Here is a 16,733-nt window from a genome sequence, read left to right on the forward strand (position 1 = left end):
GCCCGCCCATGAGCTTCGTCAGCATCGAACAGGCCGGCTACAGCGTCCCAAGCGGCGGCACCATCCTGGACCGCATCGACTGGACCATCGGGGAGGGCGAGTTCCACGCGCTGGTCGGGCGCAGCGGCTGCGGCAAGACGACCCTGCTGAAGCTGATCGCCGGGCTGCTCGCCCCCTCGACCGGAGCCGTCCGCATCCAGGGGCAGCCGGTGCAAGGGCCGGGCGCCCAGGTCGGCTTCGTCTTCCAGGCGCCGACGCTGCTGGACTGGCGGACCGTGCTCGACAACCTGCTGCTGCCGGTGTCGCTGAAGCGCCGTCCGAAGCCGGCGGACCGCCGCAAGGCGGAGGAGCTGCTGGACCTCGTCGGCCTGTCCGGGCTCGAAGGGCGCTTCCCCAGCCAACTGTCGGGCGGGCAGCAGAGCCGCGTCGCGCTGGCCCGCGCGCTGGTCACCGAGCCGCCGCTGCTCCTGCTCGACGAGCCCTTCGCCGCGCTCGACGCCATCACGCGGGAGGAGTTGCAGAACGACCTGCTGACGCTTTGCGCCCGGCATCGTACCACCGTCCTGTTCGTCACCCACGACATCGCGGAGGCGGTCTATCTGGCCGACCGGGTGGCGGTGATGGAAGGCGGGCACCTGCGCCACGCCCTGCCGGTGCCGCTGGCCCGCCCGCGCGGGCGCGACGTGCGCTACAGCCCCCGTTTCAACGCCCTGTGCCTGGAGCTGCGCCACGCCATGGACGGCGCGGACTCCGGCGTGGCGCTGGAGCGCGCGTCGTGATGGTCCGCCTCGCCTCCGCCCTGCTGCTCGTCCTGTTCCTGGCGGGGTGGGAGGTCTATTGCCGGGTGGCGGGGGTGTCGGCGCTGGTCGTGCCGCTGCCCTCGGCGGTGCTGCGCACGCTGTGGGACGGGCTGGCCGGCGGCTATCTGCTGCCGCATCTCTGGGTCACCACGGCGGAGATGGCGATGGGCCTCGCCGTCGGCTGCACCATCGGCTTCCTCGCCGGGGTGCTGCTGGCCGAGGTGCCGGTGCTGCGCCGCCTGTTCTACCCCTACATCCTCGCCAGCCAGGTGGTGCCGAAGCTGGCGCTGGGGCCGCTGTTCATCGTCTGGTTCGGCTTCGGCATGACCTCCACCGTCGTCATCACGGCGCTGATCTGCTTCTTCCCGCTGCTGGAAAACACCATGACCGGCCTCCAGCAGGTCAATCCCAACAAGCGGGAGCTGTTCCGGATGCTGCGGGCGACGCGCCTGCAAACCCTGCTGCGCCTCAAGATTCCCTCCGGCCTGCCGGTGATCCTGGCCGGCCTGCGCGTCGCCGTGGTGCTGGCGCTGGTCGGCGCCGTCGTCGGCGAGTTCATCGGCGGCCGGCAGGGGCTGGGCGCCTCGATCATCGCGGCGCAGGGGATGATGGATTCGACCATGATGTTCGCCCTGTTCATCGTCATCACGGTGCTGGGCATGATCGTTTATCAGGCCGCCGCCGGGCTTGAGCGGTGGCTGCTGCGCCGTCCGTGGAAAGGATAATCACACGATGTTCGGGTTCCTGCGCACCCTGGGTGCCGTCGCCGTTTCCGCCCTGCTCCTGTCTTCTCCCGCGCTGGCGCTCGACAAGGTGACCGTGGCGGGCTGGAGCCAGCCGATCAGCGAGATCACCAACTTGCTGGTCGAGCCGGACAAGGGCTTCTTCAAGGCCAAGGGGATCGATCTCGGCTATGTGCCGGGGACCGGCGGCGGCTCGGCCATCCAGAACATGCTGACCGGTCAGGCCGACGTGGCCTTCACCGACCCGGCCTCCTTCTACTTGGCACTCGACAAGGGCGAGAAGCTGATCGCCATCTACAACATCTACCCGCAGAACGTCTTCAACGTGGTGTCGCCGAAGGAGCGCAACATCACCAAGCCCGAGGATCTCAAAGGCAAGCGCGTCGGGGTCTACAGCCTGTCCAGCGGCACCCGCCAGAACCTCCAGGTGCTGCTGCATCAGGTGGGGCTGAGCGAGAGCGACGTGACCATCGAGGTGACCGGCCTGCTGAACTTCGCCCCCGTCATCCAGGGTCAGGTGGACGCCACCGCGGCGACCGACACCGGCCTGTATGTCGGGATGCAGAAGGGGCTGAAGGACATCAACGTCATCGAGGTCAAGGACACGCTCAACCTGCCCTCCGACATCTTCGTGGTGACGGAGGAGACCTACCGCACGAAGAAGGACGTTCTGAAGCGCTTCCTTGCCGCCTACCGCGACAGCGCCGCCTGGATGATCGCCGAGCCGGAGGAAGCCGCCCGCCTCGCCGTGACCCGCGCCATCAACGGCCGTGACGAGGCCACCAACCTCGCCATCATCAAGCTGCGCAACGAATCCAGTGTGTCGGAGACGACCAAGGCGAAGGGCCTCGGCCACTTCGATCCGGCGCTGATGCAGAAGGGGGCGGACACCTTCAAGCAGCTCGGCCTGATCGCGGCGGACCTCGACATGGCCAAGCTGGTCCAGTCCGACCTGATCCCCGAGTAAGGAAGGCTTGGCCCACCATGGATTTCCGCGACAAGACCGTCCTCGTCACCGGCGCCAGCCGCGGCATCGGTGCGGCCATCGCCAAGGCCTTCGCGGCGGAGGGGGCGGCGGTCGCCGTCAACTACCTCCAGAATGCGGACGCCGCCGAGGCGGTGGCGGCGGCCTGCCGCGAGGCGGGCGGCGACGCCTGGGCGGTCCAGGCCGACGTGACCGACGCCGACGCGGTGAACCGCATGGTGGAGCGCACGGCGGAGGAGTTCGGCAAGATCGACGTGGTGGTCAACAACGCCTTCCGCCCCTACGCCTTCGACCCGGAGAAGCGCAAGCTGTTCTGGGACACCGACTGGGCGGATTACCGGGGGCAGGTGGACGGGGCGCTGCTCGGCACCTACAACGTCTGCCGGGCGGTGCTGCCGGTGATGCGGCGGCGGCCCGGCGGCAGCATCGTGAACATGGCGACCGACCTCGTCGCCCGGCCCACCGTGCCCTATCACGACTACACGACGGCCAAGGCGGCGCTGGTCGGATTCAGCCGCAATCTGGCGGCCGAGCTGGGGCCGCTGGGCATCCGCGTCAACTGCGTGGCGCCGGGGCTGGTCTACCCCACCGACGCCAGCCGGGCGACGAAGGAGGACGTGAAGGACGCCATCGTCGCCCAGACTCCGTTGCGCCGCATCGCCACGCCGGAGGACGTGACCGGCCCGGTGCTGTTCCTGGCGTCAGGCTGGAGCCGGTTCATGACGGGGCAGGTGCTGTATGTGGATGGCGGGTTGGTGATGGGGTGACCCTTGCCCCCACCCCAACCCTCCCCCGCTGCGCAGGGGAGGGGGATTCTGGCCCTCCCCTGCGCAGCGGGGGAGGGAGGGACCCGCGAAGCGGGAGGGTGGGGGCAACCGGTGCCGACGCTTACTCCAACGCAATCTCCCCCTTGATCTCGTGTTCCAGCCCGATGCCCTCGATGGTCAGCACGACGCGGGCCTGGAGCGTCTCGTTGCCCTTCAGCTTGCCGGCCTCGATCGCTTCGGTCACGGCGCGTTCGATCTCGCGCTGCGAGGTGACGCCGACGACCTTCAGGTACTTCCGGATGCCCATGTTGAAGGTGTCGTGGTCCATGATGCTCCTCCCTCTCTGATCGCTCCCGAAGACAACCGTCGCGGCAACGCTTTGTCCCGCGCCCCTGCCGCTCTATGCGGGCCATTCAGGTGCCGTTCAGGCGGCTTTGTGCTAACTGGGAGCGTCCCTTCGCCCGCCGGTTCCGACCATGATCGCCGCCCGCGCCGTCCTGCTGTCCCTGATCCTCCTCGCTGCCACTCTGCCGGCGGGCGCGGATGACGACCGCGACCACGAGCGGGCGCGGGAGGCGTTCCGGTCGGGCCGGGCGCTGCCGCTGGAGGCCATCGTTGCCCGCGCGCAGGCCGATTTCCCCGGTGACATCCTGGACGTCGAGTTCGAGGATGAGGACGGGCAGATCGTCTACGAGATCAAGACCATCACCGCCGAAGGCCGCGTCCTGAAGCTGAAATACGACGCCGCGACCGGCGACCTGCTGCGGGTGCGCGGGCGCAACGGGAAAGGCGAGGGCGGCCATCATGGAAAGAGGTGAGCGCCATGCGCCTGCTCGTCGTCGAAGATGATCCGGCGCTCGCCCAGCAGCTCGCCGAACGGCTGGAGGGCGAGGGCTACGCGGTGGACCGCGCCGCCGACGGCGAGGACGGGCAGTTCCTCGGCGAGACCGAACCGTACGACACCATCGTGCTCGACCTCGGCCTGCCGCGGGTGGACGGGCTGACGGTGCTGCGCTCCTGGCGCGCGCAGGGCATCACGGCACCGGTCATCATCCTGACCGCCCGCGGCGCCTGGACGGAGAAGGTTCAGGGCATCGACGCCGGGGCCGACGACTATCTGGCCAAGCCCTTCAGCATGGAGGAGCTGCTGGCCCGCATCCGCGCGCTGATCCGCCGCTCCAAGGGCCACGCCTCGGCGGAGATCGCCTGCGGCGGGGTGGTGCTGGACACCCGCTCGGGCCGGGTCACGCTGAATGGGCAGACGGTGGATTTGACCGGGCACGAGTTTCGCGTGCTCGATTACCTGATGCACCGCAAGGGCCAGCTCGTCTCGCGCACGGAGCTGACCGAGCACATCTACGCCCAGGATTTCGACCGCGATTCCAACACCATCGAGGTCTTCGTCGGCCGTCTGCGCCGCAAGCTGGGCGCCGACCTGATCAAGACGGTTCGAGGGCTCGGCTACAAGCTGGAGGCGCCGTGAGCGGGGGTGGGCGGCGGCTGACCGGGTCGCTGCGCTTCCGCCTGCTGGCCGGGGCGGCGGTGTGGATCGCGCTGGCCTTGGCTCTGGCCGGGCTGGTGCTGTCCGGGCTGTTCCGCGACCATGTGGCCCGCCGCTTCGAGGCGGAGCTGACCAACCATCTCGACCAGCTCGCCGCGCTGACCGAGCTGGGAGCGGACGGCGCGCCGGTGCTGCGCCAGCCGCTCAGCGACCCGCGCTTCCGCCGGCCGCTGTCGGGGCTCTACTGGCAGGTCGGGCCGGGGAATGCGCCCGCCCTGCGCTCCCGCTCCCTGTGGGACGAGGCGCTGGCCCTGCCGCCGGACGAGGTTGCCGACGGCGACATCCACCGCCACAGCGTCGTCGGGCCCGCCGGGCGCCAATTGTCGGTGCTGGAGCGCGCCGTGACCCTCCCCAACGGGACGGCGCCCATGCGCATGGCGGTGGCGCAGGACGAGGCGGAACTGCGGGCGGTGGTGGCGGATTTCAACCGGGTGCTCTGGCTGTCGCTGGGGGCGCTGGCGCTGGCGCTGATCGCCGCGGCGGTGGTCCAGGTGTCGGTGGGGCTGCGCCCGCTGGTGCGGCTGCGCGCCGAGCTGGCCGCGGTGCGGGCCGGGCGCCGGAAGCGCTTCGGCGGCGACTCCCCGCGCGAGGTGCAGCCGCTGCTCGACGATCTGAACGCCCTGCTGGACCATTCGGAGGAGGTCGTGGTGCGGGCGCGGCTCCAGGCCGGGAACCTCGCCCACGCGCTGAAGACCAACCTCGCCGTCCTGGCGAACGAGGCGGAGGGGGAGGCGGCCGTCCGGCGGGTGGCGGAAATGCGCCGCCACATCGACCATCACATGGCCCGCGCCCGCGCCGCCGCCGCCCGCGGCCTGCCCGGCGTCGCCACCCCGGTGGCCGACAGCGCCGGGGCGCTGGCACGGGTCTTGGAGAAGCTTCAGGGTGGGGGCCGGGGCGGAGGCCAGGGTGGAGGACGTGTGACGGTCACCGTCCGCGTCCCGCGCGAGCATGTCTTCGCCGGGGAGCGCGAGGACCTCGACGAGATGCTGGGCAACCTGCTGGACAACGCCATGACGTGGGCGGGGTCGCGGGTGGAGGTCGCGTCGCGGCTGGAGGCGGGCGGCATGCTGGCGGTGGTGGTCGAGGACGACGGGCCGGGCCTGCCCGCCGACCGGCGCGACGCCGTGCTGGCCCCCGGCGTGCGGCTGGACGAAAGCACGCCGGGCAGCGGCCTCGGCCTCGCCGTCGTGCGCGACGTGGCGCGGCTCTACGGCGGCGACCTGCGGCTGGGCGAGTCGCCGCTCGGCGGCCTGCGGGTGGAGCTGGTGCTGCCGGCGACGCCGCCGTCCTGACCGGCGCAAGACTTCCGTCACATCTCCGCGCTGGCGGCCGACCGTCCCTTGTGGTCTGAATGGGGCCCCTTCGCGTGCTCCGGAGACGACGCATGACCCAGGCGGACAGCGCCAACGCACCCGGTGTGGACACCGCCGGCCACGGGGTGAGCCTCGGCGAGGCCACGCGGGTCTGGGCGCGGATCGCGGCGCTGAGCTTCGGCGGCCCGGCCGGCCAGATCGCCATGATGCACCGCGTGGTGGTGGACGAGAAGAAATGGATCGGGGAGGAGCGGTTCCTCCACGCCCTGAACTACTGCATGCTGCTGCCGGGGCCGGAGGCGCAGCAGCTGGCCGTCTACATCGGCTGGCTGATGCACCGGACGGTGGGCGGGCTGATCGCCGGCGTTCTGTTCGTCCTGCCCGGCGCCCTGGCCATCATGGCGCTCAGCCTGCTTTACGCCACCCTGGGAAACACCGGGCCGGTGCAGGGGCTGTTCTTCGGGCTGAAGGCGGCGGTCCTCGCGGTGGTGCTGGAGGCGGTGGTCCGCGTCGGGCGGCGCACGCTGAAGAACGGGGCGATGGTCGCCCTGTCGGCGGCGGCCTTCCTGGCGATCTTCGCCTTCAACGTCCCGTTCCCGCTGATCATCCTGACCGCCGCCCTGATCGGGCTGGGTGGGGCGCGGCTGGGCGTCTCCGCCTTCCGGCCGATGCCGCACGGGGCGGCTGCGTCCACGCGCGGGAGCAGCCTTCTGGGCGAGGACACGCCGGACCACGCGCGCCCCTCCACCGCTTGGTCGCTGCGGGTCGGGGCGGTGTGCCTCGCCCTGTGGCTGGGGCCGGTGCTGGCGCTACTGCTGACTCTGGGGCCGGACAACACCTTCACCGGCATCGCCGTCTTCTTCTCCAAGATGGCGGTGGTGACCTTCGGGGGCGCCTACGCCGTGCTGGCCTATGTGGCGCAGCAAGCGGTGGAGACCTACGGCTGGCTCCGTCCCGGCGAGATGCTCGATGGGCTGGGCATGGCGGAGACGACGCCGGGGCCGCTGATCATGGTGGTGCAGTTCGTCGGCTTCCTCGGCGCGCTGCGCGATCCGGGGGCGCTGCCGCCGCTGCTGGCCGGGGTGCTGGGCGGGCTGCTGACCACCTGGGTCACCTTCGTGCCCTGTTTCCTGTGGATCTTCCTCGGCGCGCCCTATGTGGAGGCGCTGCGCGGCAACCGGATGCTCGGCTCCGCCCTGTCGGCGATCACCGCCGCGGTGGTCGGGGTGGTCCTTAATCTGGCGCTGTGGTTCGCCCTGCACACGCTGTTCGCCCGCCTGGAACCGGTGTCCGTCGCCGGGATGAGGCTGGACCTGCCCGTTCTCGCCAGCGTCAACCTGCCCGCCCTGGCGCTGACCGTGGCGGCGGTGCTGGCGGTGTTCCGCTTCAAGGCGGGGATGCTGCCCACCCTGGGCGCCTGCGCGCTGGCCGGCGTGGCGCTGCGCATGGCGGGGGTGGCCTGAGGCGACGGGGTCGCCGCAGACCGCGCCGGGCCCGGCTCAATGCATCTCCTGAACCTGGGCGATGCGTTCGGTGATTCCTTCGAGGCGGCGGGACAGCTGGTCCTCGTCCTCCGGCGCGATCTGGCCCTTGCGTTGGGCAAGCCGCAGGGCCGCTTGCGCCTCCTCCAGGCAATCGAGCGTGTGACGCACGTAGTCGTGTTGGGCCATGCCCCCGTCCTCCTCAGCCATTCTGCAACCAAAGCGAAACAGACCGGTACGGATGGGGTTCCCTCCTTTGGCGGGGCCTATCCCGGTCGGACAGATCGGGCGGCGAGAGCCGGATCCGGAATTTTCCCGCAGAGATCGTGGGGGAATTCAGAAATCCAGGTCGGCGTAATGGCGGGGGGGCGGGCAACCGGGGATGCTGTCGGACAGCAGGCCGCGGAAGCTGGGGCGCGACTTGATGCGGGCGTACCAGTCCTTGGCCTCCGGCACCTTGTCCCACGGCACGTTGTCCACGTAATCGACGCAGGACAGCGCCGCCGCCGCCGCGATGTCGGCCACCGTGAAGCTGGAGCCGGCCAGCCAGGGGCGGCGCTCCGACAGGAAGGCGATGTATTCCATGTGGTACTGGATGTTCGCCAGCCCGGCGCGGATCGCCGGGGCGTAGGGGTGACCCTGGCCGGACAGCCGCTTGATCAGCTTCTCGCCGACCAGATTCTCGGTCACCTCGCGGTCGAAGGTCCGGGTGAACCAATCGACGATCCGGCGCACCTCGGCGCGGGCCGCCACCTCCCGCGGCATCAGGGCCACGTCGGGATAGGCCTCCTCCAGATACTCCAGCACAGGCAGCCCGCCGGCCACGACGGTTCCGTCCTCCTCCACCAGCACCGGCGGCTCGCCGGCGGGATTCAGCATCAGGAAATCCTCGCGCCGTTCCCACGGCTTCTCGATGACCGAGTCGAAGGGAAGACCCTTCTCGGCCAGCATCACCCGCGCGACGCGGGACAAGGGATGGAGGGGGTGGTGATGGAGTGTCCGCATGCCGGGCCGGACTGTAGCGTATGGGGAGCGTGGAAAACAGTCTGCGCTTTGGCCTGTGACGCCGCTCCTTCGGCTTATGGATTAACCGTGCCGAGAGGGTGTCAAAGGGCGGATTTGCGGTAGACCACCAGGGGTTCCGCATCCCCTCCGCTTTCGGTTGCGGGAACCGGGGTCCAGCCGTTGTGCTCGTAGAAGGCGCGGGCCGCCGCGTTGCGCGAGGCGCAGGCCAGTTCGGCGGAGCCGCGCAGCAGGGTCAGCGCCTCGCGCAGCAGCGCGCTGCCGATGCCCCGCCCGCGCCACAGCGGGGCGATGAACAGGTTGTGGATGAAGCGGTCCGCCACATCGACGGAGATGAAGCCGACCACGGCGCCGCCGACTTCCGCCACCAGCACCTCTTCCCCATCCACGCAGTCGTAATAGTCGTCCAGGCCGAACCGGTCCTCGGGTTGCCAGGAAAAGGCGGCGCGGCGCCCATGCAGGAAGATGTCGGCGCAGCGCGGCCCGTCGGCCGCCGTGGCGAAGCGAATGTCGATGCGCAAGCCGTCCTCTGCCGGCATGACGCCCTCCCATGTGGTTGCGGATGCCCCAGGCGGTCCTAACAACCCATTCCGCACCAGATTATTCCAAGAACCGGCGCCCTGAAAAGGACGGCCATGGCGACGCCGACGTGAAAAACGGCGGCCCGGTTGCACCGGACCGCCGTTTCGCATATGCGCAATCGACCTGAGATTTACTCCGTGGGTTTTACTCCGCGGAAATGGCCTTCGGCAGATGGACCGGCACTTCCAGGCGGTTGAGCATTTCCTTCGGAACCACCTGCCAGAACTTGGTCACCTCACGCGCCCAATCATTGAGGATCTCGGCGGCGAAGCGGCTCTGCGTCTCCGTCACATGCTCCTCGATCAGGTGCTTGAGCTGGCTTTCGTAATGGCCGACCTCGATGCGCTGGAAGATCACGCTCTCATCGTTGATGTAGAGCGGCAGGCTGTCGTCCAGGTCGTAGACATAGGCCATGCCGCCCGTCATGCCGGCGGCGAAGTTGTCGCCGACGCGGCCGAGGATGACCGCCGTGCCGCCCGTCATGTACTCGCAGCCGTTGGAGCCGCAGCCCTCGACCACCACGGTGGCGCCGGAGTTGCGGACGGCGAACCGCTCGCCGGCCTGGCCCGCGGCGAACAGCTTGCCCGCCGTCGCGCCGTAGAGGACCGTGTTGCCGATGATCGTGTTCTTGTTGGTCTCCAGCGGGCTGGAGGTCGTCGGACGGACGACGATGGTGCCGCCCGACAGGCCCTTGCCGACATAGTCGTTGGCGTCGCCCATCACCTCCAGCTTGATGCCCTGCACCGCGAAGGCGCCCAGCGACTGGCCGGCGGTGCCGCGCAGGCGGATGGTGATGTGGCCGGGCTGCAGCCCGAACATCCCGAACTTGCGCGTCACCATCGAGGACAGCCGCGTGCCGATGGCGCGCTGCGTGTTGCGGGCGTTGTAGGCGAGCTGCATCTTCTCGCCCTCCTCGAACAGCGGGCGGGCGTCGGCGACGATGCGGGCGTCCAGCGTGTCCGGCACCTCGTTGCGGCCCTGCAGCGTGCAGTAGCGGGCGTTCTCGCCGGGATCGACCTGGGCCAGCAGCGGGTTCAGGTCGAGGTCGTCGAGATGCTCGGCGCCGCGGCTGACCTGATGGAGCAGGTCGGTGCGGCCGATCACCTCGTTCAGCGAGCGGAAGCCCAGGCCGGCCAGGATCTCGCGCACCTCTTCCGCCAGGAAGGTGAAGAGGTTGACGACCTTCTCCGGCGTGCCGACGAACTTCTGGCGCAGCTTGTCGTCCTGCACGCAGACGCCGACCGGGCAGGTGTTGCTGTGGCACTGGCGGACCATGATGCAGCCCATGGCGATCAGGCTGGCCGTGCCGATGCCGAACTCCTCCGCGCCCAGCATCGCGGCGATCACGATGTCGCGGCCGGTCTTCAGGCCGCCGTCGGTGCGCAGCCGCACGCGGTGGCGCAGGCGGTTCAGCGTCAGGACCTGATGCACCTCCGACAGGCCCATCTCCCAGGGCAGGCCGGCGAACTTGATCGAGGTCTGCGGGGAAGCGCCCGTACCGCCGCTGTTGCCGGAGATCAGGATGATGTCGGCGTTGGCCTTCGCCACACCCGCGGCAATCGTTCCGATACCGGAACGGCTGACCAGCTTCACCGTCACTTTCGCATCCGGATTGATCTGCTTCAGGTCATAGATGAGCTGGGCGAGATCCTCGATCGAGTAGATGTCGTGGTGCGGCGGCGGGCTGATGAGCATCACGCCCGGCGTCGAGTGACGCAGCCGCGCGATCATCTCGGTCACCTTGAAGCCGGGGAGCTGGCCGCCCTCGCCGGGCTTGGCGCCCTGGGCGACCTTGATCTCCAGCTCGCGGCACTGGTTCAGGTACTCGGCGGTGACGCCGAAGCGGCCCGACGCCACCTGCTTGATGGCGCTGTTCCAGTTGTCGCCGTTCTTGTCCGGACGGAAGCGCGCCGGATCCTCGCCGCCCTCACCCGAGTCGGACTTGGCGCCGATGCGGTTCATGGCGACGTTCAGCGTGCCGTGCGCCTCGGGCGACAGGGCGCCCATGGACATGCCCGGCGTGATGAAGCGCTTGCGGATCGCGGTGATGCTCTCCACCTCGTCCACCGGCACCGGGGCCTTGGTGGAGCGCAACTCCAGCAGGTCGCGGAGCTGCATCGGCGGGCGCTTGTTCACCTGCTCGCTGTACTTCTTGAAGGTGGTGTAGCTGTCGTTGGTCACCGCCTGCTGCAGCGTGTGGATCACGCCGCCTTCCCAGCCGTGGCGGTCGCCCGACTTGCGGAAGCGGTAGAAGCCGCCGACCGGCAGGGCCACGACCTCCTCGTTGTAGGCGGTGGCGTGCTGCTCCAGCACCTTCTTCTGGATGCCGTTCAGGCCGATGCCGGAGATGCGGCTGACCATCGCCGGGAAATGCTCGGCGACCAGCGCGCGCGACAGGCCGATGGCCTCGAAGTTGCCGCCGCCGCGGTAGCTGCTGATGACCGAGATGCCCATCTTGGACATGATCTTCAGCAGGCCGTCGTCGATGGCCTTCTTGTAGTTGGCCATGCCCTTTTCCAGCGGCATGGAGCCGAACAGGCCGCGGCGGTGACGCTCGGCGATGGCCTCCTGCGCCAGATAGGCGTTGACCGTGGTGGCGCCGACGCCGATCAGCACGGCGAAGTAGTGGGTGTCCAGCCCCTCCGCCGTTCGCACGTTCAGCGAGGTGAAGGTGCGCAGGTTGGAGCGGATCAGGTGCGTGTGCACCGCACCGGTGGCGAGGATCGCCGGGATGGCGGCGCGCGCCGGGCCCATCGCCTCGTCGGTCAGGATGACGTGGGTGGCGCCGCCGCGCACCGCGTCCTCCGCCTCCTGGCGGATGCGGCGCAGCGCGTCGCGCAGCGCGTCGGGACCGCCGTCGACCGGGAAGGTCGCGTCGATCTCGGCGGCCGTGTCGCCCATGTAGTCGCGCATGGCGCGGAACTCGGCGGTCGTCAGGACCGGCGATTCGAGCTGCAGCAGGCGGGTCTGCGTCTCGTCCTCGTCCAGGATGTTGCCGAGGTTGCCGAGCCGCGTCTTCAGGCTCATCACCCGGCGCTCACGCAAGCTGTCGATGGGCGGGTTGGTGACCTGGGAGAAGTTCTGGCGGAAGAAGTGGTGCAGGCCGCGGTACTTGTCGGACAGCACGGCGATGGGGCTGTCGTCGCCCATCGAGCCGATGGCCTCCTTCCCGTCCTCCACCATCGGGTGCAGGATCAGCTCCATGTCTTCCATGGTCAGGCCGAAGGCCTGCTGGCGGCGGCGCAGCTCGGCCTTGTCCATGTCCGACGGCTCGCCCTTGAGCGAGGCGGTCTTGACCAGCTCGTCCAGATGGGTGGTGTTCTGCACCCACTTGTCCCACGGCTTCAGCGTGGCGAGATGGTCCTTCAGCTCGCGGTCGCGGTAGAGCTTGCCGGACTGCAGGTCGACGGCGATCATCTCGCCCGGGCCGAGGCGGCCCTTCTCGATGACCTGGGTCTCGTCGATCTTCACCATGCCCGTCTCGGACCCGCCGATGATCAGGCCGTCGGTGGTGATCGTGTAGCGCATCGGGCGCAGGCCGTTGCGGTCCATGCCGCCGACGACCCAGCGGCCGTCGGTCATGGCCAGCGCCGCCGGGCCGTCCCACGGCTCCATGACGGAGTTGCAGTACTGGATCAGCGCCTTGTGGTTGTCCGGCGTGGTCTGCGAGCTGGTCAGCGCCTGCGGCACCAGCATCATCTTGACCATCGGGGCCGTGCGGCCGGCGCGGACCATCACCTCGAACACGGTGTCGAGCGAGCCGGAGTCCGACAGGCCGACGCCGATCACCGGCTTCAGGTCCTGCATGTGGGTGCCGAAGGCCGGATGCTCCATCCGGGTCTCGTGCGCCTTCATCCAGTTGACGTTGCCCTTGACCGTGTTGATCTCGCCGTTGTGGGCGAGCATGCGGAAGGGCTGGGCCAGCGGCCAAGTCGGGAAGGTGTTGGTCGAATAGCGCTGGTGGTAGATGGCGAAGTCGGACTCGAAGCGCTCGTCCAGCAGGTCCGGGTAGAAGGTGGTCAGCTGCTCCGCCAGGAACATGCCCTTGTAGATGATCGAGCGGGCGGACAGCGAGCAGATGTAGAAGTCGTTGATCTGCTCACCCTTCACCGCCTTCTCGATGCGGCGGCGGATGATGTAGAGGTCGAGTTCGAACTGCTCGTCGGACACGCCCTTGTTGTTGCCGACGATGATCTGCTCGATCTCCGGACGGGTCGCGTTGGCCTTCTCGCCGATGATGTCGACGTTGATCGGCACCTGGCGCCAGCCATAGATGTAGTAGCCGAAGGCCAGGATCTCGGTCTCGACGATGCAGCGGCAGGCTTCCTGCGCGTCCAGGCTGATGCGCGGCAGGAAGACCTGGCCGACGGCCAGCTTGTTGTCCGGCGCGCGGTGGCCGATGACCTTCACATGGTCCTTGAAGAACTTCTGCGGCACGGCGACGTGGATGCCGGCACCGTCGCCCGTCTTGCCGTCGGCGTCCACGGCGCCGCGGTGCCAGACGGCCTTCAGCGCCTCGATGCCTTTCTCGACCACCGAGCGGCGGGGCTTGCCGTCGATCGCGGCGATGAAGCCGACGCCGCAGGCGTCGTGCTCATCCTCCGGGTTGTAGGCGTTGGCAGTGGTCAGCGCCGCGGCGTTGGCGCGGAAGTCGGCGACGAACTGCTCACCCTGGTTCAACTCGGTGGTCATCGGTGGACCCTTTCAATCAGTCTGTTCGGAAAGGGGACTTCGCCCCTTCACCCCCGCCAAGGGCCGAAATGGACCCCTGGAACCCGCGGAATTATGGATTGCTTGGCTTATTCAGCCCGCTGTCCGGCGGCGGCTTATTCGGCCGCGACGGCGACCGGCGCTTCGGCCTTCGCCTTGGCGTAGGCGTGGATGCCCTCCGCCGCGTCGCGGCCGTCGCGGATGGCCCACACCACCAGCGAGGCGCCGCGCACGATGTCGCCGGCGGCGAAGACGCCCTCCAGGTTGGTCATCTTGCTGCGGTGGTCGACCAGCAGCGTGCCCCAGCGGGTGACCTTCAGCTCCGTCTCGCCGAACAGGGCGGGCAGGTCCTCCGGCTCGAAGCCGAGCGCCTTGATGACCAGATCGGCCTGGACGGTGAACTCCGACCCCTCGATCACCTGCGGAGTCTGGCGGCCGGTGGCGTCGGCGACGCCCAGATGGATGCGCACGGCGCGCACGCCGGTCACCACCGTGTCGCCGGTGAAGCCTTCCGGGGCGGCCTGCCAGATGAATTCCACGCCCTCTTCCTCGGCGTGGGCGACCTCGCGCTGCGAGCCCGGCATGTTCTTGCGGTCTCGGCGGTACAGACACTTGACCGACGTGGCGCCCTGGCGGATGGCCGTGCGCACGCAGTCCATGGCGGTGTCGCCGCCGCCCAGAACCACCACATGCTTGCCCGCGGCGTTCAGGGAGCCGTTCTCGTACGCCTCCACTTTGTCGCCCAGGCTGACCTTGTTGGAGGTGGTCAGATAGTCCAGCGCCGCCACGATGTTGCCCAGGCCCGAACCCGGCGCCTTGATGTCGCGCGCCTTGTAGACGCCGGTGGCGACCAGGACGGCGACGTGCTTGCGGCGCAGCTCCGGCAGGGAGGCGTCGCGGCCCACCTCGAAGTTCGGGTGGTAGATCACCCCGGCGTCGGCCAGAAGCTGCACGCGGCGCTCGACCACCGACTTCTCCAGCTTGAAGCCGGGGATGCCGTAGACCAGCAGGCCGCCCATGCGGTCGTAGCGGTCGTAGACGTGCACCTCGTAGCCCTTGGCGCGCAGCTCCTCGGCGGCGGCGAGGCCGGCGGGACCGGCGCCGATGACGCCGACCGAGACGCCCAGCTCACGGGACGGCTTGCGCGGCTTCACCCAGCCCTGATCCCAGGCGGTGTCGTTGATGTACTTCTCGACCGACCCGATGGTGACGGCGCCGTGGGTGGACTGCTCGATGACGCAGTTGCCCTCGCACAGGCGGTCCTGCGGGCAGATGCGGCCGCAGATCTCCGGGAAGTTGTTGGTGGCCTGGGAGACCTCGTAAGCCTCCTCCAGCCGGCCCTCGGAGGTCAGCTTCAGCCAGTCGGGAATGTTGTTGGAGACCGGGCAGTGCACCTGGCAGAAGGGAACGCCGCACTGCGAGCAGCGGTTGGCCTGCTCGTTGGCGCGCTCGTCGCTGAAGCGGGCGTAGATCTCGGCGAAATCCTGGCGGCGCTCCGTGGCCGGGCGTTTGTCGGGCATCCGCTGCGCGGTGTGCACGAAGCCCAACATCCTCTGGTTCGCCATAACGCCTGCTCCTTCTTCCCGTGTCCCGTGCATGGGGACGGCGCCGGCGGCCGGGAGACCCTTCTTCGTGCCGGTGGGGCATGGCGAGGGGCGTGGCCGCAGTGAAAACGAAAGCCCGCGGTCACGCGGTCTGAACGTCATATACCGCAAGAGAAGGCGCCGCGCGAGCATATTTTCACCGTTAGGACAGCATAGTTGACCAAACCGTGACTCGATGTCGCGGACGCCTCCGGGAGCGGCCGGAGTGCCTGAAAAACAAGCAAGAAAATTAGGTCCGATCCGGGACTATCGCTCAATTCGGGGTATCGCCCCATGGGTCGTCGCCTTCGCCATGTTGCGCTGCTATAAGCCGGACATTGCCCCCCGCAATCTTGTCAGAGGCCCCGCGCCGCATGTTGATCGACCAATATCTGGATGCCGCTCTGCTCGGCCTGATCGAAGGGCTGACCGAATTCCTGCCGGTCTCGTCCACCGGCCACCTGATCATTTTCGACACCCTGCTGGGCTTCGAAGGCCCTCCGGGCAAGGTGTTCGAGGTCGTGATCCAGCTCGGTGCGATCCTGGCGATCTGCACGGTCTATTTCGCCCGGCTGTGGAAGGTGGTCACCGGGTTGAAGGACGATCCGGGCGCCCGCCACTTCGCTATGGCGGTGATCCTGGCCTTCCTGCCGGCGATGGTGCTGGGGGCGGCGCTGCACGGCGTCATCAAGGCGGTGCTGTTCAACCCGACGGTGGTCAGCGTCGCGCTGATCCTGGGCGGCGTCGCGATCCTGATGGCGGAGCGGCTGGTGCCGGTCCCGCGCTATCACCAGATCGAGCGCTTCCCGGCGCCGCTCGCCCTGAAGATCGGGCTGTGCCAGTGCCTGGCGCTGGTGCCGGGGGTGTCGCGCTCGGGCGCCACGATCCTCGGCTCGCTGCTGATGGGGGTGGACCGGCGGACCGCCGCGGAATTCTCCTTCTTCCTGGCGATCCCGACCATGGCCGGGGCCACGGTCTACGACCTCTACAAGAACTGGAGCCTGATGACCGTCGACTCCGCGCTGCTGATCGGGGTCGGCTTCGTCACCGCCTTCCTCGCGGCGGCGCTGGTGGTCAAGGTGCTGGTGGACTTTGTCGGGCGCTACGGCTTCGCGCCCTTCGCCTGGTACCGCATCGCCATCGGGTCGGGGATGCTGGCGTTCCTCTATCTGTAAAGAGCCGGCT

At 68.9% G+C, this 16,733-nt stretch carries 15 protein-coding genes; 9 read left to right on the plus strand and 6 right to left on the minus strand.

From position 1 onward, the window contains the following. The first annotated feature begins 8 nt into the window (after positions 1-8). The 4 genes from D3869_RS19895 to D3869_RS19910 are packed head-to-tail and all read left to right on the plus strand — an operon-like array spanning position 9 to position 3,295. Complete coding sequence (locus D3869_RS19895; protein WP_137141573.1) at positions 9-779, plus strand: ABC transporter ATP-binding protein; 771 nt, start codon at positions 9-11, stop codon at positions 777-779. Next, positions 779-1,525 carry an ABC transporter permease gene (locus D3869_RS19900; protein ID WP_137141574.1) on the plus strand — a complete coding sequence of 249 codons (747 nt, stop codon included), beginning with the start codon at positions 779-781 and terminating at the stop codon, positions 1,523-1,525. The genes D3869_RS19895 and D3869_RS19900 overlap by 1 nt, the downstream gene beginning before the upstream one ends. Before the next feature lie 7 nt (positions 1,526-1,532). Further along, positions 1,533-2,510 (plus strand): ABC transporter substrate-binding protein, encoded by a 978-nt coding sequence (locus D3869_RS19905; RefSeq protein WP_137141575.1) that lies wholly within the window; start codon positions 1,533-1,535, stop codon positions 2,508-2,510. Positions 2,511-2,527: 17 nt separating this feature from the next. Beyond that, positions 2,528-3,295 carry a 3-oxoacyl-ACP reductase gene (locus D3869_RS19910; RefSeq protein WP_137141576.1) on the plus strand — a complete coding sequence of 256 codons (768 nt, stop codon included), beginning with the start codon at positions 2,528-2,530 and terminating at the stop codon, positions 3,293-3,295. A 121-nt stretch (positions 3,296-3,416) separates the two neighbouring features. Here the strand turns inward: D3869_RS19910 and D3869_RS19915 are convergent, their stop codons facing one another. Beyond that, positions 3,417-3,623: a DUF6494 family protein gene (locus tag D3869_RS19915; RefSeq protein WP_109069165.1), complete on the minus strand. Its 207-nt coding sequence runs from the start codon at positions 3,621-3,623 to the stop codon at positions 3,417-3,419. A gap of 148 nt (positions 3,624-3,771) precedes the next feature. On the opposite strand from D3869_RS19915, the gene D3869_RS19920 reads away from it, so the two are divergent. The 4 genes from D3869_RS19920 (at position 3,772) to chrA (ending at position 7,632) form a co-directional block, all read left to right on the plus strand. Beyond that, positions 3,772-4,113 (plus strand): PepSY domain-containing protein, encoded by a 342-nt coding sequence (locus D3869_RS19920; RefSeq protein WP_137141577.1) that lies wholly within the window; start codon positions 3,772-3,774, stop codon positions 4,111-4,113. 5 nt (positions 4,114-4,118) lie between these two features. Then, positions 4,119-4,778: a response regulator gene (locus tag D3869_RS19925; RefSeq protein ID WP_137141578.1), complete on the plus strand. Its 660-nt coding sequence runs from the start codon at positions 4,119-4,121 to the stop codon at positions 4,776-4,778. Continuing rightward, entirely contained in the window at positions 4,775-6,148 is a 1,374-nt protein-coding gene (locus D3869_RS19930; protein ID WP_137141579.1) for a sensor histidine kinase, read from the plus strand. The genes D3869_RS19925 and D3869_RS19930 overlap by 4 nt, the downstream gene beginning before the upstream one ends. Before the next feature lie 92 nt (positions 6,149-6,240). After that, the gene (gene chrA / locus D3869_RS19935; RefSeq protein ID WP_137141580.1) at positions 6,241-7,632 is read left to right on the plus strand and encodes a chromate efflux transporter; all 1,392 of its coding nucleotides are present in this window, start codon (positions 6,241-6,243) and stop codon (positions 7,630-7,632) included. 36 nt (positions 7,633-7,668) lie between these two features. Here the strand turns inward: chrA and D3869_RS33155 are convergent, their stop codons facing one another. From D3869_RS33155 to D3869_RS19955, 5 genes are all read right to left on the minus strand, one after another. Then, positions 7,669-7,839, minus strand: a complete 171-nt coding sequence (locus tag D3869_RS33155; RefSeq protein ID WP_014198041.1) for a hypothetical protein — start codon at positions 7,837-7,839, stop codon at positions 7,669-7,671. Positions 7,840-7,986: 147 nt separating this feature from the next. Continuing rightward, the gene (locus D3869_RS19940; protein ID WP_137141581.1) at positions 7,987-8,655 is read right to left on the minus strand and encodes a glutathione S-transferase family protein; all 669 of its coding nucleotides are present in this window, start codon (positions 8,653-8,655) and stop codon (positions 7,987-7,989) included. Between the two features lie 101 nt (positions 8,656-8,756). Continuing rightward, positions 8,757-9,212, minus strand: a complete 456-nt coding sequence (locus D3869_RS19945) for a GNAT family N-acetyltransferase (RefSeq protein ID WP_137141582.1) — start codon at positions 9,210-9,212, stop codon at positions 8,757-8,759. Between the two features lie 187 nt (positions 9,213-9,399). Continuing rightward, positions 9,400-13,947 (minus strand): glutamate synthase large subunit, encoded by a 4,548-nt coding sequence (gene gltB / locus D3869_RS19950; RefSeq protein ID WP_137141583.1) that lies wholly within the window; start codon positions 13,945-13,947, stop codon positions 9,400-9,402. 134 nt (positions 13,948-14,081) lie between these two features. Then, positions 14,082-15,530 carry an NAD(P)-dependent oxidoreductase gene (locus D3869_RS19955; RefSeq protein WP_137141584.1) on the minus strand — a complete coding sequence of 483 codons (1,449 nt, stop codon included), beginning with the start codon at positions 15,528-15,530 and terminating at the stop codon, positions 14,082-14,084. 392 nt (positions 15,531-15,922) lie between these two features. On the opposite strand from D3869_RS19955, the gene D3869_RS19960 reads away from it, so the two are divergent. Further along, positions 15,923-16,723 (plus strand): undecaprenyl-diphosphate phosphatase, encoded by an 801-nt coding sequence (locus tag D3869_RS19960; protein WP_137141585.1) that lies wholly within the window; start codon positions 15,923-15,925, stop codon positions 16,721-16,723. The last annotated feature ends 10 nt before the right edge of the window (positions 16,724-16,733 follow it).

It is taken from the genome of Azospirillum brasilense (genome assembly GCF_005222205.1).
Taxonomy (GTDB): domain Bacteria; phylum Pseudomonadota; class Alphaproteobacteria; order Azospirillales; family Azospirillaceae; genus Azospirillum; species Azospirillum brasilense_G.